General features: G+C 66.1%; 24 protein-coding genes. 14 read left to right on the top strand and 10 right to left on the bottom strand.

The genetic code is table 11. The features are described from left to right. Positions 1–7 precede the first annotated feature (7 nt). The gene (locus tag EO174_RS06825) at positions 8–616 is read left to right on the top strand and encodes a rhomboid family intramembrane serine protease (RefSeq protein WP_115676618.1); all 609 of its coding nucleotides are present in this window, start codon (positions 8–10) and stop codon (positions 614–616) included. 141 nt (positions 617–757) lie between these two features. Here the strand turns inward: EO174_RS06825 and EO174_RS06820 are convergent, their stop codons facing one another. Further along, positions 758–958, bottom strand: coding sequence for a hypothetical protein (locus tag EO174_RS06820; RefSeq protein ID WP_104583368.1), 201 nt, complete (start codon positions 956–958; stop codon positions 758–760). 217 nt (positions 959–1,175) lie between these two features. On the opposite strand from EO174_RS06820, the gene EO174_RS06815 reads away from it, so the two are divergent. From EO174_RS06815 to EO174_RS06805, 3 genes are all read left to right on the top strand, one after another. Further along, positions 1,176–1,460, top strand: coding sequence for a GNAT family N-acetyltransferase (locus tag EO174_RS06815; protein WP_126943329.1), 285 nt, complete (start codon positions 1,176–1,178; stop codon positions 1,458–1,460). Between the two features lie 47 nt (positions 1,461–1,507). Beyond that, positions 1,508–2,353, top strand: coding sequence for a DUF3298 and DUF4163 domain-containing protein (locus tag EO174_RS06810; protein ID WP_126943326.1), 846 nt, complete (start codon positions 1,508–1,510; stop codon positions 2,351–2,353). 66 nt (positions 2,354–2,419) lie between these two features. Continuing rightward, positions 2,420–2,920 carry a MarR family transcriptional regulator gene (locus tag EO174_RS06805; RefSeq protein WP_104583365.1) on the top strand — a complete coding sequence of 167 codons (501 nt, stop codon included), beginning with the start codon at positions 2,420–2,422 and terminating at the stop codon, positions 2,918–2,920. Between the two features lie 100 nt (positions 2,921–3,020). On the opposite strand, the gene EO174_RS06800 is transcribed toward EO174_RS06805, so the two are convergent. Further along, complete coding sequence (locus EO174_RS06800; RefSeq protein WP_180496929.1) at positions 3,021–5,219, bottom strand: M3 family metallopeptidase; 2,199 nt, start codon at positions 5,217–5,219, stop codon at positions 3,021–3,023. A gap of 445 nt (positions 5,220–5,664) precedes the next feature. Here EO174_RS06800 and EO174_RS06790 point away from each other — a divergent pair, with 445 nt between their 5' ends. Then, positions 5,665–6,162, top strand: a complete 498-nt coding sequence (locus EO174_RS06790; RefSeq protein WP_126943321.1) for a glutathione peroxidase — start codon at positions 5,665–5,667, stop codon at positions 6,160–6,162. A gap of 130 nt (positions 6,163–6,292) precedes the next feature. Here EO174_RS06790 and EO174_RS06785 read toward each other — a convergent pair whose 3' ends face one another. Both EO174_RS06785 and EO174_RS06780 read right to left on the bottom strand, forming a co-directional pair. Further along, a complete protein-coding gene (locus EO174_RS06785; RefSeq protein WP_104645084.1) occupies positions 6,293–7,072 on the bottom strand; it encodes a ferredoxin--NADP reductase in 780 nt (259 codons plus the stop codon). 209 nt (positions 7,073–7,281) lie between these two features. Continuing rightward, a complete protein-coding gene (locus EO174_RS06780) occupies positions 7,282–9,162 on the bottom strand; it encodes an ABC transporter ATP-binding protein (RefSeq protein WP_126943318.1) in 1,881 nt (626 codons plus the stop codon). 263 nt (positions 9,163–9,425) lie between these two features. Here EO174_RS06780 and EO174_RS06775 point away from each other — a divergent pair, with 263 nt between their 5' ends. The 4 genes from EO174_RS06775 (at position 9,426) to EO174_RS06760 (ending at position 13,052) form a co-directional block, all read left to right on the top strand. Further along, positions 9,426–10,943, top strand: a complete 1,518-nt coding sequence (locus EO174_RS06775; protein WP_164740114.1) for a fumarate hydratase — start codon at positions 9,426–9,428, stop codon at positions 10,941–10,943. 273 nt (positions 10,944–11,216) lie between these two features. Next, positions 11,217–11,564, top strand: a complete 348-nt coding sequence (locus tag EO174_RS06770; RefSeq protein WP_104648555.1) for a hypothetical protein — start codon at positions 11,217–11,219, stop codon at positions 11,562–11,564. 27 nt (positions 11,565–11,591) lie between these two features. Further along, the gene (locus EO174_RS06765; protein WP_126943315.1) at positions 11,592–12,227 is read left to right on the top strand and encodes a glutathione S-transferase family protein; all 636 of its coding nucleotides are present in this window, start codon (positions 11,592–11,594) and stop codon (positions 12,225–12,227) included. 186 nt (positions 12,228–12,413) lie between these two features. Beyond that, positions 12,414–13,052: a carbonic anhydrase gene (locus EO174_RS06760; protein WP_181116164.1), complete on the top strand. Its 639-nt coding sequence runs from the start codon at positions 12,414–12,416 to the stop codon at positions 13,050–13,052. Between the two features lie 167 nt (positions 13,053–13,219). Here EO174_RS06760 and EO174_RS06755 read toward each other — a convergent pair whose 3' ends face one another. Continuing rightward, positions 13,220–14,353, bottom strand: coding sequence for a phospholipase A (locus tag EO174_RS06755; RefSeq protein ID WP_126943312.1), 1,134 nt, complete (start codon positions 14,351–14,353; stop codon positions 13,220–13,222). A 209-nt stretch (positions 14,354–14,562) separates the two neighbouring features. Further along, on the bottom strand, positions 14,563–15,048 hold the full coding sequence (locus EO174_RS06750; protein WP_126943309.1) for a DUF456 domain-containing protein: 486 nt from the start codon (positions 15,046–15,048) through the stop codon (positions 14,563–14,565). A 227-nt stretch (positions 15,049–15,275) separates the two neighbouring features. Here EO174_RS06750 and EO174_RS06745 point away from each other — a divergent pair, with 227 nt between their 5' ends. Then, entirely contained in the window at positions 15,276–15,491 is a 216-nt protein-coding gene (locus tag EO174_RS06745) for a cold-shock protein (RefSeq protein ID WP_003483561.1), read from the top strand. 221 nt (positions 15,492–15,712) lie between these two features. Here the strand turns inward: EO174_RS06745 and EO174_RS06740 are convergent, their stop codons facing one another. Together EO174_RS06740 and EO174_RS06735 are read right to left on the bottom strand one after the other, a co-directional pair. Beyond that, positions 15,713–16,195, bottom strand: coding sequence for a glycine zipper 2TM domain-containing protein (locus tag EO174_RS06740; protein ID WP_104583358.1), 483 nt, complete (start codon positions 16,193–16,195; stop codon positions 15,713–15,715). Positions 16,196–16,361: 166 nt separating this feature from the next. Beyond that, positions 16,362–16,790, bottom strand: coding sequence for a hypothetical protein (locus tag EO174_RS06735; protein WP_126943306.1), 429 nt, complete (start codon positions 16,788–16,790; stop codon positions 16,362–16,364). Positions 16,791–16,864: 74 nt separating this feature from the next. On the opposite strand from EO174_RS06735, the gene EO174_RS06730 reads away from it, so the two are divergent. Further along, positions 16,865–17,695: a tRNA threonylcarbamoyladenosine dehydratase gene (locus EO174_RS06730; protein ID WP_126943303.1), complete on the top strand. Its 831-nt coding sequence runs from the start codon at positions 16,865–16,867 to the stop codon at positions 17,693–17,695. Between the two features lie 46 nt (positions 17,696–17,741). On the opposite strand, the gene EO174_RS06725 is transcribed toward EO174_RS06730, so the two are convergent. Both EO174_RS06725 and EO174_RS06720 read right to left on the bottom strand, forming a co-directional pair. Further along, on the bottom strand, positions 17,742–18,509 hold the full coding sequence (locus EO174_RS06725; protein ID WP_126943300.1) for a TatD family hydrolase: 768 nt from the start codon (positions 18,507–18,509) through the stop codon (positions 17,742–17,744). Continuing rightward, a complete protein-coding gene (locus EO174_RS06720; RefSeq protein ID WP_126943297.1) occupies positions 18,509–18,724 on the bottom strand; it encodes a DUF6116 family protein in 216 nt (71 codons plus the stop codon). Before EO174_RS06720 ends, EO174_RS06725 begins: the two co-directional genes overlap by 1 nt. A gap of 145 nt (positions 18,725–18,869) precedes the next feature. Between EO174_RS06720 and EO174_RS06715 the strand changes: the two genes are divergently transcribed. From EO174_RS06715 to EO174_RS06705, 3 genes are all read left to right on the top strand, one after another. Continuing rightward, positions 18,870–19,661, top strand: a complete 792-nt coding sequence (locus EO174_RS06715; RefSeq protein WP_006451921.1) for a glycine zipper 2TM domain-containing protein — start codon at positions 18,870–18,872, stop codon at positions 19,659–19,661. A 161-nt stretch (positions 19,662–19,822) separates the two neighbouring features. After that, entirely contained in the window at positions 19,823–20,998 is a 1,176-nt protein-coding gene (locus EO174_RS06710) for an acyl-CoA dehydrogenase family protein (RefSeq protein ID WP_206514779.1), read from the top strand. A 58-nt stretch (positions 20,999–21,056) separates the two neighbouring features. Continuing rightward, positions 21,057–23,627, top strand: coding sequence for a DUF3857 domain-containing protein (locus tag EO174_RS06705; protein ID WP_126943355.1), 2,571 nt, complete (start codon positions 21,057–21,059; stop codon positions 23,625–23,627). Positions 23,628–23,703: the final 76 nt, after the last annotated feature.

Below are 23,703 nucleotides of genomic sequence, written 5' to 3'. Positions count from 1 at the left end.
GGTCCGCATGATTACCCTGATCCTGATCGCCGTCACCGGCATCGTCTCGTGGATGGCGTTCAACAACCGCAAGCTGGCCGACCGGCTGGTGCTGTGGCCGCCGGCGCTGGACAAGCACAAGCAGTACGACCGCCTGGTCACCTACGGCTTCATCCATGCCGACCTGGGCCACCTGGTCTTCAACATGATCACGCTGTTCTTCTTCGGCCGGGTGATCGAAAACGTGATGACCCAGCTGACCGGCAGCGTGCTGACCTATCCGCTGTTCTATCTGGCGGCGCTGGTGGTCTCGATCCTGCCCAGCTATCTGAAGAACCAGAACAACCCGAACTATCTCAGCCTGGGCGCCTCCGGCGCGGTGTCGGCGGTGTTGTTCGCCTTCATCCTGCTGCAGCCGTGGACCATCATCCTGGTGCTGTTCATTCCGGCGCCGGCGATCATCTACGCGGTGTTCTACGTCGGCTACAGCCTGTGGATGGACCGCCGCGGCGGCGACCGCATCAACCACAGCGCGCACCTGGCCGGTGCCGCGTTCGGCGTGATGTTCATGCTGATCATGGAGCCGCGCGTGCTGCAGGTATTCCTGGAGCAGCTGTCCAACCCGCGTTTCGGCTGATAGCGGCGGGCACGCGCGCCGCTGGCCGCAGGCGGGCATGCGCGGTAGGTCGAAGTGGTGGCAATAGCGGGTCGCCTTGGGCGACCGGGCCAGGACCAGCGCCAACGCGCGATGGGTCCTGGCGAGTGATGCGATGCCGGCTCAGGCCGCGTCGCGCTTCTGCCCGTTACCGACGCTGCTGGTGGGCACCGCGCCGTAGGCCTGCTGCAGGCGCTGGTACACCGTGTCGTTGAGCTGCGCGAAGTCGGGGTTGTGGGTGTCGCCCTTGATGGCGAACTGGAACAAGCCTTCCAGCAACGAGCTATCGCTGTCTGCGCTGTGTCCTGCCGAATCGTTGTGCATGCGGTGACTCCTCGTAGGTAAGGCGAAGGCCTTGGCAGGTCGTACCGCCCCCAGTGGCAACGGGCGCCTTCGGCTGAGCTATCGGCGCGGCGCGAGCGAACTTAAGTGCCTGCTCGGCAGGCTGCGCGGGCAGTCACGGCATCGATTCATTTTCACGCAGGCGCGGCGCCGCGCTGGTCACACTGATCGTCATCGTCACTGCCTCGTGCAGACCACCATGGAGGCAGCGAAAGTGCAGGCAGATCACGATTCCGCGCAGCAGCTTTTCAGCGTAGACACCGATGGACAACGCGCCGAGCTGGCGTACCGTCTGGAAGGCGAGCGCATGACCATCACCCACACGCAGGTGCCGGACGCGATCGCCGGCCGCGGCATTGCCGCAGCGCTGGTCGAGGCAGCATTGGCCCATGCACGGCAGCGGGGCTACACGGTCGTGCCTGCCTGCAGCTACGCCGAGGCGTATATCCGGCGGCACCAACAGTTTCAGGATCTGCTGGCCTGAGCGGCGGCGGCGAGTCTTTGCAGATGTATCGAAGGGAGCAGGCGGGAATGGGGCGGTTGTCAGGAGTGAATGCAGTCCGGGGCTTGCTGATGCTGGCGGTGCTGGCAGGCTGTAGCCAGCGCGCGCCGACGACGGCCGAATCGGCAGAGCCGGCCGCCGAGGCGAGCGTTGCGACGGCACCGCCGGCAGAGCCGGTGCTTGTGCAAAGCGGACCGCTGGAAGACGTGATCGAGCACGCGCCCGCCTATATGGTGGGTATCAGTTATCCGCGCGGGCTGGACGCATTTCCCGAACTGAGCGCGCTGATCCGCAGCTATGCGCAGGCAGCGCGTGCCGAACTCATGCAGGCGGTGTCCGGGCTCGGCAACGACAAGCCGGCTGCGCCCTACGAATTGTCGCTGGCGTTCGAGACCGTGTTGCAGACCCCGGACCTGATCGTCGTGTCCGCCGACGGCAGCCGCTACACCGGTGGTGCGCATGGCGAACCGCTGGTGGCGCGCTTCGTCTGGCTGGTCAAGGAGCGCAGGCAATTGACCGCGCAGGCCCTGATTCCGGACCCGGCAGGCTGGGAAGCGATCGGGCGCGAGGTCGCCGTGCAGTTGCACAACGCCGCCGCCCAACGCGTGGAAGCCGAGCGTGTGCCGGTCGAAGAGCAGGCCGCGCAGGTGGCCTCGGCCGATCGCATGATTGCCGAAGGCACTGCGGCGCAGGTCGACAACTTTGCCCAGTTCGTGCCGGTGCTCAATGCTGCCGGGCAGATCACCGCGCTTCGGTTCGTGTTTCCGCCGTATCAGGTGGGGCCGTACTCGGATGGCACGCAGACGGCCGAGGTCGCTGCCTCGACGTTGTTGGCGTGGGTCGCGCCGGAATATGTACATCTCTTCGCACGCTGAGGTGTCACCCGGCAGACGATGTGATTGAATGGCTTGGCCATTCAGTAATGTAATCAAACGGGTGATATGAGTAGTTTCGATCCAACCGCACGTCGCGTGGACCACACCTGTGTGCGCTATCCGGCGTTTCCGCGGGAACCGGCCGTCCTGGTGAGGCTGATCAAGCATCTCTACAAGCGGCTGCACACGCAAGGGTGTGTGCGGTTGAAGCCCTATGGCATCAGCCCGCCGGAGTACGAGATTCTGATGATGCTCTACGGCACCCCGGAGCAGGCGATCACGCCCACCGAGGTGGCCGAGGCTGCCAGCGAGAAGCCGGCCAACATCACCCGCCTCACCGATCAGTTGTGCGAGAAGGGATTGATCGCGCGGGGCAGCAGTCCGGATGATCGACGCAAGATCATGCTGACCTTGCAGCCTGCGGGGTTGGCGTTGATCAACAGTCTGCTGCCCGATGCCTGCACGCTGCTCAATGCAGAGACGTCCGGCATCAGCGATGCCGAGCAGGTGCGGCTGGAAAAGCTGTTGAGGAAACTGCTCGACGGCGTGGATTCGGTCGAGCTCTGAGCGCGCCGTTTGCGCTGACTGCAGCAGGTCTTCTGATGGCGACCAACAAAAACGCCGCCCGGATCGCTCCGGGCGGCGTCTTCATTTCACTGCAGTGCGATTACGGCTTGGACTGCGGCGCTTCCGGTGTGGCGCCATCGCCACCTTGCGCGCTCAGGCCGCGCTTCTCGAGCAGCGGCTCGATCTGCGGTGCATGGCCGGCAAAGTTCTGGAACAGCTCCATCGCATCGACGCTGCCGCCGCGCGAGAGCAGGGTCTGACGAAAGCGGTCGCCGTTGGCGCGGCTCAACCCGCCGTGCTGCTTGAACCACTGCTGGGTGTTGGCGTCGAGCACTTCCGACCAGATGTAGGCGTAGTAGCCGGCCGCGTAACCGCCCATGATGTGGCTGAAATACGGGGTCTTGTAGCGTGGCGGCACCGGCGCGTAGGCGATGCCGTCCTGCTGCAGGGCCTTGGCTTCGAAGGCCATCACGCCGGCGGCGTCGGGCACCTGGCTGGCGCTGATCTGGTGCCAGTTCTGATCGAGCATGGCCGCACCCAGGTACTCGGTGGTGGCAAAGCCCTGGTTGAACTTGGACGCGGCAATCACCTTGTCCAGCAAGGCCTGCGGCATCGGCGTGCCGTTCTGGTAATGCTTGGCGTAGTTCTTCAGGATCGACGGCTCGTCGGCCCACATCTCGTTGACCTGCGAGGGGAACTCGACGAAGTCGCGCGGCACGCTGGTGCCGGAGAAATACGGGTATTTGACGTCCGAGAACATGCCGTGCAGCGCATGGCCGAACTCATGGAACATGGTGGTCACTTCATCCCAGGTCAGCAGCGTCGGCTGGCCGGCCGGCGGCTTGGGGATGTTGAGGTGGTTGGCGACCACCGGCTTGAAACCGGTCAGCGCCGACTGCGACACGTAGGAGTTCATCCAGGCGCCGCCGCGCTTGGATTCGCGTGCGTACATGTCGGCGATGAAGATCGCCAGCTGCTTGCCGTCGGCGTCGAACACGTCATAGACGGTGATGTCGTCGCGGTAGGTCGGCAGGTCGGTGCGCTGCTTGAAGGTCAGGCCATATTCCTGGTTGGCCGCGTAGAACACGCCGTTTTCCAGCACGTTCTTCAGCTCGAAGTACGGCTTGAGCTGGGATTCGTCGAAGTTGTACTTGGCCTGGCGCACCTTCTCGCTGTAGTAGGCCCAGTCCCAGGCTTCGAGCTTGAAGCTCGGCTTGCGTGCGGCCTTCTGTTCCTTGTCGATCATCGCCTGCAGGTCGGCCGCCTCGCGCTTGGCGTTGGCCACCGCCGCCGGTGCCAGCTTGCCCAGCATCGCGTTGACCGCTTCGGGCGTCTTGGCGGTCTGGTTTTCCAGCGAATAGGCCGCGTAGGTCGGGAAGCCGAGCAGCTTGGCCTTGTCGGCGCGCAGCTTCATGATGCGCGACACCAGCGCGGTGTTGTCGTACTGGCCGCCGTGGCTGCCACGCGAGACCGAGGCGTCGTAGATCTTCTTGCGCAGTTCGCGATTCTTCAACTGTGTCAGCGGCGGCTGGCCGGTGGTGTTGAGCAGCGCGATCACGTACTTGCCGTCGAGCTTGCGCGCCTTGGCGGCTTCGGCGGCGGCGGCGATCTGTTCCTCGGACAAGCCGTCGAGCTGCTTGACGTCATCGACGACGACGGCAGCGGCATTGACTTCGGCCAGCACGTTCTGGCTGAAGGTGGTGCCCAGGTTGGCCAGCTCGGCATTCATCGCCTTGAGCGTGGTCTTGTCGGCATCGGAGAGCTTGGCGCCGTCGCGGACGAAATCGCTGTAGTACTTCTCGACCAGGCGCACGCCTTGCGCGTCCAGGCCCAGCTGGCTGCGTTGGTCGTACAGCGTCTGGATGCGCGCGAACAGCTTGCCGTTGAGCGAGATCGCGTCACGGTGCGCGGCGAACTTCGCCGAGTAGTCGGCCTGCAGTTTCTTGCGCGCGTCGTTGGTGTCGGCACCGACCAGGTTGAAGAACACCGTGGTGGCGCGATCGAGCGTGGCGCCGCTTTTTTCCAGCGCGATGAGCGTGTTGTCGAAGCTCGGCTTGGCTTTCTGGTTGGCGATCTTGTCCACTTCCTTCAACTGCTCGGCCATGCCGGCGTCGAAGGCGGGTGCGAAGTCGCTGTCGGTGATCTTGTCGAACTGCGGGTAGTGCAGCGGCAGCGTGCTGTCTGCGAAGAACGGATTGGCGTGGGTGGCGGCCTGCGTGGTGGCAGGTGCGGCGATGCTGTAGGACGGCATGGCAAGTCCCAGGGAAGCGGCCAGGGCAAAGGCGAGACGGGTGGTCAAGAGGGTTGCTCCAAAGTGCGAACCGCCGAGGCTACCCCAGCCGGGCCGGACAGGCGTGTGACAAAAGGCATGGCTGCAAGGTCCTCGCCTTGCCATCAGGCGGGCGCGAGCGGTGCGCGCCTTGCGGGCCCAGGACCGCTGACGCCGTGCGTGCGCCGCCGCCGGACGGGCGCTGCCGATACGCGCTGCGGCATGTTTTTCATCTGGCTGCATGCCGGCTGCCCGGCGAGCTGCCGATCTGCCGATCTGCCCGCCTGGCCGATGCTGGCCGCTAACGCGCCGTGCCAGCGGCCGGCCACGGTCGGGATCATCGGGTAGGGCCAGGTGGCTGCGGCAACGGGTCCGTCGAAAACCGCCTTTTTCCCCGACTGACACGCTTGCGATCGCGATGCCGCGCTGCGGGCCGTTGCGTTACGCTGCCCTGCTTGCACACAGCGGGGCGGCCATGAGCGACATCTCCACGTTTGAATTCACCGACCTGGACGGTCGTACACAGTCGATGCGCGATTACGCCGGCAAGGTGGTGCTGGTGGTCAATGTCGCGTCGAAATGCGGCTTTACCCCGCAATACGCAGGCCTGCAGGCGCTGTGGCGGCGCTATCGCGAGCGTGGGCTGGTGGTGATCGGGTTTCCCTGCGACCAGTTCGGTCACCAGGAGCCGGGCGATGCCGCGCAGATCCGCCAGTTCTGCTCGCTCGATTATGCTGTGGATTTTCCGTTGGCCGAGAAGGTCGAGGTCAACGGCAGCGGCGCGCATCCGCTGTGGCGGTGGCTCAAGCACGAACAGCGTGGCGTGTTGGGATTGGAAGCGATCAAGTGGAACTTCACCAAATTCCTGATCGGTCGCGATGGCACGGTGCTGGAGCGTTACGCACCGACCACCAAGCCGGACGCTCTGGCAACGGACATCGAACGCGCGCTGGGCAAGGCGCTGGAACCGTAGGAGCGCACCCGGGCGCGACGAAGCGTTACCGGGAATGCCTCGTCGCGCCCGGGTGCGCTCCTACGACAGCGGATTTCGCCGAGGCGTGATGTGAGACGCCGCATTGCGCTGGCGTTTCACGCCGGTCGCGTCATTTCTCGACGAAGGCGCGCTCGAACACGTAATGGCCCGGCGTGCCGATGCGTGGCGAGGTCTGGAAGCCACGCGCGTCCAGCAGGGTGCGCAGGTCGGCCAGCATCTGCGGGCTGCCGCAGATCATGAAGCGGTCGTTGGCCGGATCCAGCGGCGGCAAGCCCAGCGTGTGCTGCATGCGGCCATCGGCCATCAGTTCGGTCAGGCGGCCCTGATTGGCGAACGCCTCGCGCGTCACCGCCGGGTAATACAGCAACTTCTCGCGCAGCAGGTCGCCGAGGAATTCGTGCTGCGGCAGTTCGCGCTCGAAGTAGTCGCGGTAGGCCAGATCCTGCACGAAGCGCACGCCCTGGGTCAGGATCACCTTGTCGAAACGCTCGTAGGTTTCCGGATCCTTGATCACCGACAACCACGGCGCCAGGCCGGTGCCGGTGCCCAGCAGGTACAGATTGCGGCCCGGGTGCAGGTCGCTGATCAGCAGCGTGCCGGTGGGCTTCTTGCCGACCAGCACCTTGTCGCCGGGCTGGATGTGCTGCAGCCGCGAGGTCAGCGGGCCATCCGGCACCTTGATGCTGAAGAACTCCAGATGTTCTTCCCAATTGGCACTGGCGATCGAGTACGCCCGCAGCAGCGGGCGGGTTTCAGTCTCCAGGCCGATCATCACGAACTGCCCGTTCTCGAAGCGGAAACCGGCATCGCGGGTGGTGGTGAAGCTGAAGTAGGCATCGGTCCAGTGGCGGACCTCAAGCACCGTTTCGGCGCCGAAAGCGGAAGACATACCGGTAAGTGTCGTGGGAAGAGTACCGGCCAATTCTACCTCAAGCCGGCCAAATGAGATGAACTCTCATTTGGATGGCCGGGATTCGGGAGTCGGGATTGGGGATTCGCTAGAGCAGATCCTGGGTTCTGGAGTCATAGGGGCTTGCGGATGAACCGGCAGCTCTTACCAATCCCCAATCCCCAATCCCGACTCCCCAATCCCCAGCCTCACCGATACCCCGCCGCCTGCAACTCGAACAGTTCCGCATAGCGCCCGCCCTGCGCCATCAGCTCGGCGTGGGTGCCGTTGGCCTCGATGCGGCCGGCGGCCAGCACCAGGATGCGGTCGGCCATGCGCACGCTGGAGAAGCGGTGCGAGATCAGCACCGCGGTGCGGTTGTCCGACAGCTCCTTGAAGCGCTGGAACACCTCGAACTCGCTGCGCGCATCCAGTGCGGCGGTTGGTTCGTCCAGGATCATCAGCTGCGCATCGCGCATGTAGGCGCGCGCGATGGCGATCTTCTGCCACTGCCCGCCGGACAGGTCCACGCTGTTCTTGAAACGGCGCCCGACCAACTGGTCGTAGCCATCGGGCAGGCTGTCGATCAGCTCGCCGGCCATCGCACGCTGCGCAGCGGCGCGGATGCGCGGCGCATCGTCCATCGCATCGACCTGGCCGACGCCGATGTTCTCGCCCACGCTCAGGTGATAGCGCACGAAGTCCTGGAAGATCACGCCCAGGTTGGCGCGCACATCGTCAAGGTCGTAATCGCGCAGGTCCTGGCCATCGAGCAGGATGCGGCCTTCGTCCGGGTCGTACAGCCGCGCCAGCAGCTTGACCAGGGTGGTCTTGCCGGCGCCGTTTTCGCCGACCAGCGCCAGCACTTCGCCGGCGCGTAGTTCGAAATCCAGATGCCGCACCGTCCACTGCTCGGCATCCGGGTAGCGGAAGCCCACGTCCTCGAACACGAAGCCCTGGCGGATCGGGCGCGGCACCGGCAGCGCATTCGGGCGCGAGCGGATCTCCGGCACGATGTTGAAGAACGAATACAGATCGTCCAGATACAAGGCCTGGCCGGCGACTTGCGAAAACCCGATCAGCAGGCCTTCCAGCAACTGGCGCAGGCGCAGGAAACTGCCGGCCAGGAAGGTCAGGTCACCGATGCTGAAATCGCCGCGCACCGTGCGCCAGGCGATGTAGCCATAGGCCATGTAGTAGCCCAGCGTGCCCAGTGCAGCCAGCAACGCGCCCCACAACGCACGCTTGCGCGCCAGTGCGCGGTTGGCCTGGAAGAACTTGTCGGCCAGCCGGCGATAGCGCGTGATCAGGAACCGGTGCAGGTTGAGGATCTTGACTTCCTTGGCGGTCTCGACGCTGGCGCCGACCTGGCGCAGGTAGTCGAGCTGGCGCCGCTCCGGCGTCCACTGGAAGTTGAGCGAATAGCCCAATGCGTTGAAATGCGCCTCGCCGATGAAGGCCGGGATCAGGGCGATCGCCAGCAGCAGGATCAACCACGGCGCATACACCACCAGGCCCACCGCCAGGCTGACCACGGTGATGGCGTCCTGCACCTGGCCGAACAGCTGGCTCATCAGGTTCATGCGGTTCATGGTCTGGCGCCGCGCGCGATCCAGCTTGTCCTGCCGGTCGGGGTCTTCGAAATCCTCCAGATCCAGCTGTGCGGCGTGTTCCATCAGGCGCACGCTGGCGGCGTTGTTGAACAGTTCCGACAGCAATGCATCGGCATAGCCGACCAGCCGGCCGAGCAGGTCCGACCCGATCGCCAGGGCCAGTTCCAGCGCCAGCAATTCCAGCAGCCGGTTCAGGCGCCCGCTGCCCAGCGCCTGGGCCAGCGAGTCGAAGGCCGGTGGTTGGCCGACCAGGTGGATCGCCTCGTCGATGATCAGTTTGCCGATATACAACGAGGCCACCGGCATCAACGCGCGCAGCACGCGCAGGCCGATGCTGCTGGCGCTCAGCCAGCGGCTGGTCTGCCAGATCTGGCGCAGGAACGGGGGCAGGTTGCGCAGCGCATCCAGGCGCTCGCGCAGGGTGGGGCCGGGACGGGGAACGGTGGGCGCGGCGGCGCCGGAACGGGAAGCTGACATCGCATCAGTGTGCAGCGCTTTGCGTGGGCGCGGGGTGTTGGAGCGCAGCAGTGCGCATTGCTGCAGTGGCGCGCGATCGCTGCTGCGGCGCTGGCTGCAGGCTTGCACGGCAACGCGATCGGTGTCTGGCGGCGCGCCCGTGCCGCGGGCCGACCCTGCGCGCTCGATGGCCCGATCAATCGCCTCGATTGACGCAACGCCCGGACGCGCCGGAAGTTTCGACTAAAATGGCCGGATTGCCCCCGCCAGCCGTAGAGCCAGCCGTGACCTCGATCAAGCAGGAAGACCTCATCCAGTCCGTCGCCGACGCGTTGCAGTACATCAGCTACTACCACCCGGTCGATTACATCAGGAACCTGTCCGCTGCCTACGAGCGCGAAGAGTCGCCGGCGGCCAAGGACGCCATCGCGCAGATCCTGATCAACTCGCGCATGTGCGCCGAAGGCCACCGCCCGATCTGCCAGGACACCGGCATCGTCACCGTGTTCCTCGAGATCGGCATGAACGTGCGCTGGGACGACGCCACGATGGGCGTGGAGGACATGGTCAACGAAGGCGTGCGCCGCGCCTACAACCACCCCGACAACAAGCTGCGCGCCAGCGTGCTGGCCGACCCGGCCGGCAAGCGCACCAACACCCGCGACAACACCCCGGCAGTGGTCAACACCAAGATCGTGCCCGGCCACCATGTCGAGGTGATCGTCGCGGCCAAGGGCGGCGGCTCGGAGGCCAAGAGCAAGTTCGCCATGCTCAACCCGTCCGACTCCATCGTCGACTGGGTGCTCAAGACCGTGCCGACCATGGGCGCGGGCTGGTGCCCGCCGGGCATGCTCGGCATCGGCATCGGCGGCACTGCGGAAAAGGCCATGCTGCTGGCCAAGGAAGCGCTGATGGAGCCGATCGACATCGTCGACCTGCAGGCGCGCGGCGCCTCCAACCGCGCCGAGGAACTGCGGCTTGAACTGTACGAAAAGGTCAACGCGCTCGGCATCGGCGCGCAGGGCCTGGGCGGCCTGACCACGGTGCTGGACATCAAGGTCAAGGATTACCCGACCCACGCCGCCAACCTGCCGGTGGCGTTGATCCCCAACTGCGCGGCCACCCGCCATGCGCACTTCACCCTGGACGGCAGCGGCCCGGTGATGCTGGATCCGCCGTCGCTGGAGGACTGGCCCAAGCTCACCTACAACCCGACCAATGCGCGCCGGGTCAACCTGGACACCATCACCCGCGAGGACGTGGCCAGCTTCAAGCCGGGCGAAGTGGTGCTGCTCAACGGCAAGCTGCTGACCGGCCGCGACGCCGCGCACAAGCGCATGATCGACATGCTCAACCGCGGCGAAACCTTGCCGGTCGACTTCACCAACCGCTTCATCTACTACGTCGGCCCGGTCGATCCGGTGCGCGACGAAGTGGTCGGCCCGGCCGGCCCGACCACCGCCACGCGCATGGACAAGTTCACCCGCCAGATGCTCGAGCAGACCGGCCTGCTGGGCATGGTCGGCAAGTCCGAGCGCGGCGATGCCGCCATCGATGCGATCCGCGACAACAAGGCCGTCTACCTGATGGCGGTCGGCGGCTCGGCTTATCTGGTCTCCAAGGCGATCAAGGCCGCACGCGTGCTGGCCTTCGAAGATCTGGGCATGGAGGCGATCTACGAATTCGAGGTCAAGGACATGCCGGTGACGGTGGCGGTGGATGCCACCGGCGAGTCGGTGCACAAGACCGGCCCGCGCCAGTGGCAATCGCGCATCGGCAAGATTCCGGTGGTGGTGGAGTAAGTAAACCTGGAACGGCGACGCACGTGCACTGCGTCGCCGTTTTCGGTTTGGGCGCTGCGCGTGCCTGCTGTTCGCACGCGGTGCCTGGGTCCTGGAAAAAACGCCTGCATGCGTGTCTCACGTCGGTGGCGGACGGCCCAGCAGGAACGGGCTATGCTCGGGGCCTACATGCCGGCACCCCAGGAGAACAGGAATGCTCCGTCTCATCTGCCTTGCCGTCCTGGTGTGTGCGCCAGCCTGCCGCTGGCAGCGCAACAAAGGACCCCGCCCACCGTGCTGTTTCCGTCCGGCAACTATGCGCCGCACCCCGCCGCGCCAGTACCGTTTGCCGAGAAAAAGCCGCTCAAGCCCAGCGACACCGCAACGCGCTTCGACGGCCCCTCGGCGATGGAGCGCTGCATAGCGCAGTGCAACCGCCGCGCCGCGCAGTGCGCCGCCGACCGGCCCAGCGAAAGCAGCTGCCGCATGGCGGTGGCACCACGCGGAAAGAGCTGCGACGCCACCCAGAATCCGGCGCAGCGGGCCAATTGCATGGCCCAGGTGTTCGATTGCACCCAGCAGAGCGATGTCAATCGCTGTGAACCGCACAAGCTCGCCTGCTTGCGTTCCTGTACCAACTAGTCCTGCACCAACTACGAGGGAGTCTGCATGACCACGACGCTGTACCACGCCCCCAGCACTGCCGCACTGGTCGTGCATTGGCTGCTGATCGAACTCGATGTGCCGCACGTGCTGCATCCGCTGGATTTCGAGCGCGCCGAGCAGAAATCCCCCGCGTATCTCGCACTCAACCCGGCCGGCGTGGTGCCGACGCTGGTGCTGGATGGGCAGGTGCTGACCGAGGCGGCGGCCATCGTGCTGCACCTGGCCGACCTGCATCCGCAGGCTGGCTTGGCACCGCCGCCGGGGACGCCGGCACGGGCGGCGTACTACCGGTGGATGTTCTTCTGCGCCAACACCTTGCAGCCGGCCTACCGGGCCTGGTTCTATCCGGACGAGCCGGCCGGCGCCGCGCATGCCGATGCCGTGCAGGCCCAGGCACGCGCCAGGCTCGAAGCGGCCTGGGCCCAGGTCGACGCGCACCTGCAGGCCGATGGTCCGCATCTGTTGGGCCAGACCCTGTCCGCGGCCGATTTCATGCTGACCATGCTGATGCGTTGGTCGCGCAACATGCCCCGGCCCAGCGACACCTGGCCGGCCCTGCAGGCGCATGCGCAGCGAATGAAAGTCCGCCCGGCATTTCAGGAAACCTATCGCCGCGAGGGCCTGACGGACTGGACCTGAACCCGGGGGCGCGGGTTGCGAAATCGTGTCGACATAAGCCCGCGCCGGGCCATGGTGCCGCGCCTGGCCCGGTGTACGATCGCGAGACAACCAGAGAGCAGGGGCTCGTCCATGTCGCATTCCGCATCCCGTCGAAAACTGCTGCAATGCGCCTGTTGTGCGCCGATTGCCGCCGCCGCCGCGTCATTGCCGTTTGCCGCGGGCGCGGCGCCGTCGAAGAAGACCGATCTCAATGCCGAGCAGGCCTTGCAGATCCTGCGTGACGGCAATGCCGCGTTCGTGGAAAACCGCCCCAAAAAGGTTATTTCCGACAGCAAGCGCCGTCTGGAACTGGCGCTGGGGCAGACCCCGTTCGTGATCCTGGTGTCGTGCTCGGATTCGCGGGTACCGCCGGAGTTGCTGTTCGGGCGTGGCCTGGGCGAGATGTTCATCGTCCGCAATGCCGGCAATACCGTCGACACCACCGCGTTGGGATCGATCGAATACGCGGTCAGCCAGCTCGGCGTGCCGCTGGTGGTGGTGATGGGCCACGAAAGCTGTGGCGCGGTTGCTGCGGCGGTGTCGGTGGTGGAGCAGAACGCCTTCTTCCCCGGTGCGATCGGCGCGATGATCGAGCCCATCGTCCCGGCCGTGCTGACCGCCAAGAGCAAGGGCGGCGACGACCTGCTGGCGGCCTCGGTCAAGGCCAACGTCAAGCGCACCGTGGACCGCCTGCGGGGCGCGTCCGAACCGGCGCTGCTCGAACCGCTGCGTGCAGGCAATGTCCGCGTGGTCGGTGCGTACTACACCTTGAAAGATGGCAAGGTCGATTTCTTCGACGTCTGATCGCCGCCAACACCGCGTCATCCAGCAAAGCCGTTTTTCATGAACACGGCGCAGCACGGTCTGCTGCGCTGTTGTCTACCCGCAATCGCATAAGTAAAAAGCCGGCATGCGCGCATGCCGGCTTTTCAATGAGTCTGGACGTTGCTCACTGCAGCAACGCGACCTGCTTAGAACCACTCCAGCAACGACACGCCCAGGCCGATGTAGGTGGCCTTGTGGTTGTAGTCGATCAGGCTTTCGCCGTAGCCGTCGAACACCTGCACGTGACCGCGCAGCAGGTTGGTGATCGGGAAGCCGTAATCCAGCTGCACCGAGGCGTGCGAGCGGTCGCCGCCGCGTAGCGAATGCCGCGCGATCAACGCCACTTCGTGCCCGTCCTTGTTGTAGACCAGTGTGGCATCGCCACGGCCCATGTAATCCTCGATATCGGGATTGTTGTCATCGGCACGGTCTTCCTTGATGCGGAACCACGGGCGCAACGTCAGCGCCCAGTTCTCGCGATCCAGGCCGATGTTGAGGATGACCCGGTTCCAGGAGCGCGACAGCGGATCTTCGCGGCCATTGGACATGTGGTTGATGCTGATGCCGCTCATGCGGCCCTTCCAGCCGAACAGGCTGTAGTTGTTGCGGAACACCAGCATCGCTTCCGGCTCGTAATTGGTTTCGCGGAACGGGCGCGAGGCATCGCTGTTGTAGGCCTGCCAGCGCGAGCTCTGGGTGTAGCCCATCCAGATGTCGCCGTTGTCGCCGAACAGATCCTCGACCACCTTGGTCTTGAAGCTGAGCTGGAACTTCAGTTCGGTGCTGTCCAGTTGCTGCGGGGTGGACACCGAGTTGGCCGGATTCGGCGACTGCGGGGTGCGGTTGGAATCGCTGGTCCAGAACGCCGGCAACAGGTAGACCGGCTTGTAACCGCGCAGCTGGAAGGTGCCCAGCTTGGAATCCTTGGCCAGCTCCCAGCGGCGATCCAGCAACGAGCCGCGGCCGGCATTGGCAACTGCCTCCGCCTTGGGCTGGTCCTGGCCATCGGCGCGGAAGAAATCGCCAACGCGGCTGATGGCGCGCTCATCCTGCGGCTTGGACTCCTTCTGCTTGGCGATCTGCGCGGCGGCGTCGGCCTCGGCGGTCAATTGCGGCGTGTAGCCCAGCGCCTGGTCGTAACAGGCCAGCCGCGCCGCATCCGAGGTGACGGAGGTGCAGGCCTGCGGCGAAGCCGGAGTGGGGGCGATTTCCTGGGCGTGCGCCAGCGGCGCGGCCGCCAGGGCGATCAGCATCAGGGGACGGGTGCGGTGCTTGGACATGGGCAGTCTGGCCGAAGAAGGCGCCAGGCAGGCGCGTCAGATGCGAAGCTTAACGGTCGCGCCTGCATACGCGATGTGTACACGGTGGCATAACATCCTGGCGGTGCTGCAATTGAAGGGCGTCGGCAGCCGACGAACGCTTGCGCCGTCCTCGTCAGGACGAGCCTGCATGCAAACAGGAGTGGTCGTGGTCGGGCCGTCGCGAGCGGCTAGAAGAACCAGGCAATGGCAAACACGCCCAGCATGCACAGGCCGAGCGCCAGCTTGGTCGCGGTGCCGAACACGATGCCCAGCCAGGTGCCGATGCCGACCTTGGTGGCCTGGTCGGACTTGCGGGTCCGCCAGTATTCGCCGAGCCACGCGCCGGCGAACGGGCCGACGAACAGGCCGATCGGCATGAAGAAAATGCCGACGACCGAGCCGATCACCGATCCCCACAATGCCGCCTTGCTGGCACCCACCCGCTGGGCGCCGTACACCGTGGCGAGGAAGTCGATCGCGAACGACAACGCCGTCATCAGGCCCAGGATCACCAGCGCCACCCAGCCGACATGGGCGAAGCCATCGGCCCAGGCGGCCACCAGCAGTCCTGCGAACACCAGCGGCAGGCCCGGGAGCGCCGGCAGGACGACCCCGGCAAGGCCGATCAGTACCAGCACGCCAGCCAGAATGTAGTAGACGACGGTCGTATCCATGAGGTTCAAAAATGTCCCGTTTCAGGCTTGACAAAATTGTGCAAGACCTGCTTGAAAATTCGTTTTGTGCGGGTTAAGTTGCCAGCGCTGCTGTTTGCAACGGTCACCGTGAATCGTGGCCTGATGCGGTAGATCGTTCGATCCGCTACATCCTTGTACCTCGCTTCCTCCTTGCAATCACAGCCACCACCGTCAGTCCATCACAGTGTTGTAGGGAGTCAGTCGAGATGTCCAATATCGAACGCGAGAATGGTGTAGTGAAGTGGTTCAACGATGCCAAGGGCTTTGGCTTCATCAGTCGCGAAAACGGCGAGGACGTCTTCGTCCATTTCCGTGCGATCCAGATCCAGGGCTTCAAAAGCCTCAAGGAAGGCCAGAAGGTCAGCTTCACCGTCGTGCAGGGACAGAAGGGCCTGCAGGCCGACGCGGTGCAGGTGGTCTGAGCGAGGCGCGACACGCCAGGCCATCGTGCAGACAGCAGAAAGGCCCGTTGCCGGGCCTTTCTGTCGTCTCGCCGACGCTGGCGAATCGAATGTAGCGAGCAGTTGTCAGGCAGGTGCGGATCAATCAATGCACGCGTGGTCCATGCCGGTTCCGGCGGCCAACCGCGCCCACCTGACGATGAGCGCCGTCACTGTGCTGGCGCTCCGGCTGCGTGCGTCGATCAGCGCAGCACGACCTTGCCGTTGACTACACGCACATAGGCGTTTTCGCGCACGCCGGCCAGATCGCGCTGGTTCACCACGATGACGCGGCCATCGTCCATGCGCACCTGCACATCGAAGCTCTCGCTGGTGACGTTGTTCTGGATCGCATTGCCCGCCACCGCGCCGGCGGCGGCACCGGCCACGGCCGAGACGTTCTTGTTGCCCTTGCTGCCACCGGTCTCCTTGGAGATCTGGCGCCCGGCCACCGCGCCGACGATGCCGCCGAGCACCGCGCCGGTGCCGGTGGGAGCGCTGCGGGTCGGGCCGACTTCATCGATGCGGGTCACGATGCCGCAATCCACACAGCGTGCCTGCGGCTGCGAGTAGCCCTGGTCGTAGCCGCGGTCGCCGCGGTAGCTGCCGTACTGGGGCTGGGAGGTGGCGCAGCCAACCAGCGTTGCGGTTGCAGCCAGGCCAATGACGAGCAGTCGGGTCTTCATGAGGTCTCTCCGGGGTGATTCGAAAAAAGCGGTCAGGGCCGCGGCGACGTCATCCTGTGTTGGTCCGGGTGAACGGTCTGCCAACTACATCACTCCAGGCTTAACGAAACCCGAGCGTCCTGTTCACCACCGCGGCAATGCGTAGCGCCTGGGCGCACGCTGGCGGTCAGCGGAAGTCGCGATGACAAGCCTCGCAGGCGTCATTGATCTGTGTCCTGACTGCGGCAAGCGCGGCGCAATCGGCTGGGGGCGTGCGCCGTGCCTGGTCCAGGACGGTGCGCAGGGCGCCGGCATGCGCTCCGAAGCGCCGGTCTTCGCCGATGTCCGGAAACGCCGGTTCCAGTTCGTCGGCAAGCAGACGCAGCGATTGCAGCCGCGCTCGCTGGCGTGTGGCATCGCAGCTGGCATTGGCGTCGGATTGCAAGGCGCGCAGCTGGTAAGCCATCACCTGCATCAGGCTGTCCGGCACCGGATTGCGTGTGGCCTGCAGCACGCGCGCCACCATCACCGTGGCGACCAGCCCGATCAGGATGCCCAGCACCAGCAGGAACGCATAGCGGGAGGCGCGCGATTGTTCGGTGGGTGGGGCGGGCATGGACGGAACTCCGGTGGACGCGGACATCAGTATGTCGATGGGCGCGCGCTGAGCGGCGCGCGTAAAATAGGCCGATGAAAGCACAATGGCGTGAACGCTTTGCCGGTATCGACCGGCTGTACGGAGTCGGCACGGTGGAGCGCCTGGCCGCCTGCCGCGTGGCGGTGGTCGGGATGGGGGGCGTGGGCTCGTGGGTGGTCGAGGCGCTGGCGCGCACCGGCGTCGGGCATATCCGCCTGATCGATGCCGACGACCTGTGCGTGTCCAACACCAACCGGCAACTGCCGGCGTTGGCGGGGCAGTACGGACGCAACAAGGCGCGCGCGATGGCCGAGCGCTGCCTGGCGATCAATCCGGAGATCCAGGCCGATGCGGTGGAGGCGTTTCTCACCGCCGGCAATATCGAACAGCTGCTCGGCGATGACTTCGATCTGGTGATCGATGCCTGCGACAGCTTCCGGGTGAAGGTGGAAACCATCGCCTGGTGCCGCCGACGCAAGTTGCCCTTGCTGACGGTGGGCGCCGCTGGCGGGCGCACCGATCCCACCCTGGTGCGTGTACGCGATGTCTCGCGCACCGAGCACGACGCGATGCTGGCGCTGATCCGCAAGAAGCTGCGCAGCGAGTTCAACTTCCCCAAGAATCCGCAGCGCTATTTCGGCGTGCCGGCGGTGTACTCGCTGGAAAACGTCAAATATCCGCAGGCCGATGGCAGCGTCTGCGGCATCCGCCCGCAGCTGGATGCCGACGCCACGCTCAAGCTGGATTGCGGCGCCGGGCTGGGCGCGGCCACGCATATCACCGGCACCTTTGCGTTTGTCGCGGTGGGCAAGGCCCTGGAGATGTTGCTCAAGCCGAAGCGGGCCACCACCGCGTCGCCGGCGGCCGAGGCCGCTGCAAGCTGATGGCGTCACCCGCGCTGCGTCACCTCGCCTGCAGCGCGCACCGGTATCAGCCCGGCAACCCGAACAACCGCCGCGCGTTGGTGGTGGTCTGCGCGGCGATGCGCTCGGCCGGCTCGTCGCGTAGCTGCGCGATGCAGTCCAGTACCGTGCGCAGGTAGGCCGGCTCGTTGCGTTGTCCGCGGATGCTGGCGTCGGGCTGATCCGGGGCATCGGTTTCCAGCAGCAGCCACTCCAGCGGCATCGTCGCGGCCAGGCCGCGCAGGCGGTTGGCGCGCGGGTAGGTCACCGGGCCGCCCAGGCCGATCAGGAAGTCCAGCTTCCACAATTGCCGTGCCTGTTCGGGGCTGCCGGCGAAGCTGTGGACCACCCCGCGCAGGCCGCCCACGGCCTTGATGCGGGCGATGACCTCTTCGGTGGCGCGCCGCGCATGCACGATCAGCGGCAGCTCGAAGCGCCTGGCCAGCTGCAGTTGTCCGTCGAAATAAGCGCGCTGCGCCTGCGCGTCCAGCCCGTCCAGATAGAAATCCAGCCCGCACTCGCCGATGGCGCACGGGCGCTCTCGCTCGATCCATTCGGCCAGCAGTTCCAGATGGTCGGGGTGGTGCTGATCGAGAAAGATCGGGTGCAGCCCGTAGGCCGGGTGCAACCCGGTGGCCTGGGTGCAGACGCTGCGCAGCTGCGGCCAGCTGGCGGCGGTGACCGCCGGGATCACCTGCTGCACGACACCGGCCGCCAGCGCGCGCGCGATCACCGCGGCGCGGTCGTGCTCGAACTCGCCGGCATCCAGGTGGCAATGGCTATCGACCAGCTGCATCAATCGCGGCGCACCGGCGCGGGCAGCGGCGCCTTACACGTCTTCCAGTTGGCCAGCAGCAGCGTGGTCAGGCCGAACAGCAGCTCGTCCAGGAACGGGATCGGGTCCGGGAGCACCAGGTCGACCAGAAACAGCGCCGCAGCCAGCTTGAACAAGGTGGGGTAGCGCAGCTTGCTGGCCCAGTCCAGGGCGCGCGAGGTGATGGGGTTGCGCATGCGAATGCTCCGGCTGTTAGAAGCGCATGAAGTAACCGCTAGCTGAACTTAACTGCGGCGTTCATGAGCGAGGGCGTTTTTGTTCAGGGTTCACGTGCTGGAATCACGCCGTCAACAACGCGGCGTGTCCGCACGGAGCTGGATCATGAAGAGCAATACGACAACTATACTGGTCGCTGCTGGTGCGTTGCTGGTCGGAGGCGTGGCCACTGCTGCCTTTATGAACAATCGCCCGTCATCCGGCGATTTCGTCGCCAACGGCGAGCCGGCACCGCGTGGTCTGGAATACGCCGACGTGGTCAAGGTGGCACCGATCACCGAGCGCGAGCCGCAGTACGCACAGGTCGTCAACAGTGCGGCCATCCGCGAAACCACCACCAGCTCCTCGCCGCGTGAAGTCTGCCGCGACGTGGTGGTGCAGGAACGTCTGCCCGAGCGCGATGGCAATGTCGGCGGCACCGTCGCCGGTGCGGTGATCGGCGGCCTGCTCGGCAACCAGGTCGGCGGCGGCAACGGCCGCAAGCTGGCCACGGTGGCCGGTGCGGTCGGTGGCGGCATGGTCGGTAATCGCGTGGACCGCAACCATGTCGGTGGCCGCGTGGTGGACCGCACCGAGCGCCAGTGCCATACCGAAAACGCCAATTCGCAGTCCTCGCGCGTGGTGGGCTACGACGTGACCTACCGCAATGCCGACGGCACCACCGGCACCATGCGCATGGACAGCAAGCCGGGCGAGCGCATCTCGTTGGGCGATGCCGACAACGTGGTGGCCTACGACGTGACCTACCGTTACGACGGTTTTGAAAAGACCGTACGCATGAACGACAAGCCGGCCAGCGACCGCCTGCCGGTGGTCGACGGTCAGCTGGTGACCCAGACCGCCTCGACGGCCGGTGACCGCGGCGTCCGTGTGGATGCGGGCAGCACGCGCCAGTAAATCGCTGGCAGCCACCCACCCGGGATCGCGCTGCAGTAACAAGAAAGGAGCCGGCATTGCCGGCTCTTTTCGTTTCCAGGCGCCAGCGGTGCATCCCGTGCGCTGCACGGGCGCCGCCATGTCCGGCCGGCAACTGGCTGATAATCGTTGCTTCTCCTGCAGTGGAATCCGACATGCCGGTACGTCCCGATGATCTGTTCGATGTACGCGCGCTGCTGACCGATGAAGAGCGGGCAGTGCAGGATGCGGTGGCGCGCTTCACCGACACGCGGGTGCTGCCGGCGATCGGCGACGCCTTCGATGCAGGGCGCTTCCCGCGCGAATGGGTGCCGGAACTGGCGGAGCTCGGCCTGCTGGGCGCCAGCCTGCCGGTACGCGATGCAGGCGCGGGCCTGGGCGCGGTGGCGTACGGATTGATCTGCCAGGAACTGGAGCGCGGCGACAGCGGCCTGCGCAGCTTCGTCAGCGTGCAGTCCTCGCTGTGCATGTACCCGATCCATGCCTACGGCAGCGACGAACAGCGCCAGCGCTGGTTACCCGAGATGGCAGCGGGGCGTCTGATCGGCTGTTTCGGGTTGAGCGAAGCCCAGGGTGGCTCGGACCCGGCCGCGATGACCACGCGCGCGGTACGGCAGGGCGATGGCTGGCGCTTGAACGGGTCCAAGATGTGGATCACCAACGGCAGCATCGCCGGCATTGCGATCATCTGGGCGCATACCGATGACGGGGTGTGCGGCTTTCTGGTGGAGACCGGCAGCGCCGGCTTCCGTGCGCAGGACATCGGGCACAAGATGAGCCTGCGCGCGTCGGTGACCTCGGGCCTGTTCCTGGACGATGTCTATGTGCCCGAGCAGATGCGGTTGCCGAACGCGGCCGGTCTGAAGGCGCCGTTGAATTGCCTCAATCAGGCGCGCTATGGCATTGCCTGGGGTGCGATCGGTGCGGCGGTGGCCTGTCTGCGCGAGGCGCTGGCCTACAGCGGGCAGCGCATCCTGTTCGGCCGGCCGCTGGCGGCCACGCAGAGCGCGCAGATCAAGCTGGCCGACATGGCCCGGCGGATTTCCACTGCGCAGCTGCTGGCGCTGCAGCTCGGGCGGCTGAAGCAGGCCGGCCAGCTGCGGCCCGAACAGATCTCGCTGGCAAAATGGAATAATTGCCGCATGGCCCTGGATGTGGCGCGCGAGTGCCGCGATCTGCTCGGCGCGGCCGGCATCACCACCGAGCATGTGGCGATCCGGCATGCGCTGAACCTGGAATCGGTGATCACCTACGAGGGCACCGAGACCGTGCATCAGTTGGTGGTCGGGCGTGCGTTGACGGGACTCAATGCGTTTTGACGAGGAGTGGGTGTTGATCGACAAGGATGGAAGGCGACGCCTGCGTGGCGTGTCCTGGATGCTCTGCGTGCTGGCGGTGGTTGCGAGCGCGATCGCACCGGCACAGGCCAGCGAGGCGCCGCGCATGGCGCCACCACCGGCCTGGGTCATCGCCGATGCGGTGCCCGACAAGGTGCCCGGTGCCAGCGGGTTGCGCTATGCGCTGGTCTCCGATCAGGTCGACCTGACCGGCGCCGCGCCGCAGGCGTATCGCCGCCTCAGTTACACCGTGCAGCGTGCGAAGAGCCTGGACGAAGCCGGGCAGATCTCCATCGATTACCAGCCGCAATACCAGCAGCTGGCGCTCAACAGCCTGGAGGTCTGGCGCGACGGCAGGCGCATCGACATGCGCACACAGGCGCACTACGCCCGGTTGCGCCGCGAAAGCGGACTGGAAGAGGGCCTGATCGATGGCGCGCTGACGCTGTCGATCACCTTGCCGGACCTGCGCGTGGGCGACCGGGTCGACTATGGGGTGACCATCACTGGCAGCAATCCGGTGTTCGGCAAGGGTTATTACGACGTGTTCGATGCGCGCTACGGCGTATCGCTGGGCGAGCGCCGGGTGCGCGTGCGGTATCCCGCCGGGATGGGATTGCAGTGGCGGGTGAGCGCGCCAGGCTTCAGTCGCAACGTCAGCCGCGCCGGCGACGTGGCGACGCTGGACATTGCAGCGCACGACCTGCCCGCGGTGCAGGAGGAAAAAGACGCCCCGGAGGATGTCGATCCGTATGGCCTGATCGAAGTGTCCACGGCCGGCAACTGGGAAACGGTGGCGGTGTGGGCAGCGCAGCTGTATCCGCGCGCGTTCAAGGACGCACGCGCCGCCGAGGGCATGGTGCAGAGCCTGCAGCTGCGCAGCGACGACCCGCAGGGCGCACTGCTGCGTGCAGTGGCCTTCGTGCAGGGCGAAATCCGCTACGTTGGCCTGGACATGGGCGAGAACTCGCACGCGCCGCATACGCCGGAGGTGACGCTGCGCAACCGCTATGGCGACTGCAAGGACAAGGCCACGCTGCTGATTGCGCTGCTGCAGCTGGCCGGCGTCCGCGCCGAGCCGGTGCTGGTCAGCAGCGACAAGGGCCATGGACTGGATCTGCGCTTGCCCAGTCCGTATGCCTTCGATCATGTGGTGGTACGCGCGCATCTGCCGCAGGGCGAGGTATGGGTGGATGCCACGCGCGATCGCGAAGAGGGCCCGCTTGCGCAACGGCTGCCGTTGCCGTTCGTGCGTGGCCTGCCGGTGATGGCCGGCCAGCGCGACCTGGTGGCGGTGCCATCGCCGATGCCGACGCTGCCGCTGATCGAGGTGGACGAGGAGATCGCGGTGTCGCTGCGCAAGCCGCAGCGCGTGGCGACCTTCAGCGTGGACACGACGTACCGGCAGGGGCGCGGCGAACGTGTGGCGACCAGTTTCGACGACAACGGCGCGCAGGCGGTCGGCGAACACTATCTGGAATTCATGCAGCAGTACTACACCGCGCTGGCCCAGGTCGGCGTGCCGACCATCGACGCGACCGATCGACTGAACGTACGCACGCACGAGACCTATCGCCTGGAGTGGCCGGCCGACGAGGGCGACGAAGTCGGCTTCCCGCTGTTCCAGCTCGGCGAATGGATGGACGCCTTGCCCGCCGCGGCGCGCAAGAGCCCGCTGGCACTGGACGGCCCGCGGCTGGCGCGGCAGACCGTGCGGGTGCGGGTCGATCCGGCGGTGCAGGTGGAGGCCGATACGCAGGTGGTCGCCAACCCCTGGTTCCGCTTCTCGCGCACGGTCTCCATGCACCAGGGACGCATCGTCATCGTCGGCGAGTGGCAGCGCCTGTCCGACCGCATTCCCGCCAGCGGCGTGAAGCGTGCGGCCGCCGACATGGAGCGTGCCCGCGACCTGCTGTACTTCAATCACGATCTCAAGCCGCATCCGCGCAGACAGCCGCTGGAGATGCACGTCTTCGTCTATCCGCTGGCCGGGCTGCTGGCGCTGGTCGTGTTGGTGCTGGCATGCCTGGCCTGGTGGCGCGGCGGTGGCCTGGGCGGGATGCTGTTCGATCCGCACACCGTTGCGCAGCGCTTGCACGCGCAGCCCGGTGCGCGCTGGAGCGCGTGGTGTGTATTCGGCCTGGTCGTCGTGCTCTCGAGCTGGATGTGGGTGTCTCCGCGGCCGCTGTGGGTGCACGCCATCGCCGTGGTGATCATGCTGGCCATCGCGCTGGTGGGCTGCGTGCTGCTGCAGCGGATATTGCGCTGGATGGGCGGCGTCGCACACGTCGGTGCGTTGCTGCCGGCGCTGCTGGGCAGCGCGTTGCCATGGCTGGTCTGCCTGCTGGCGGCGCTGGCTGCGCTCGGCGGCGATAGCGTCCTGTTCGGCACCGGCGTGCATGATCCAGCCAGGCTGGCGCAGCTGGCCATGGCGGTGCTGCTGATGCTGCTGGGCGGGCTGTGGTGGTCGATCGCGGCGGTCCAGGCGGTCGCCGGTGCGACCGGCGGTACACGGGCGCGTGCCTTTGGTGCGCTGGCATTGACGTTGTCGGTGCTGGGCATGCTGATTGCCGTGCTGGGGGTGCCGGTGGCGCTGGTGGCGATGCGCTGAGGCGCGCCGCCCGCAGCGCACGCAGCCGCGGCCACGCCTTGCGGCAGAATCGGCGCAGGGCTTTGCAAAGACTCCC

Origin of the sequence: Xanthomonas sp. BRIP62418, from assembly GCF_003993495.1 — a bacterium.
Lineage (GTDB): Bacteria > Pseudomonadota > Gammaproteobacteria > Xanthomonadales > Xanthomonadaceae > Xanthomonas > Xanthomonas euroxanthea.
The sequence above is the reverse complement of the archived record's forward strand: the minus strand, read 5'-3'. Positions and strand labels throughout refer to the sequence as shown.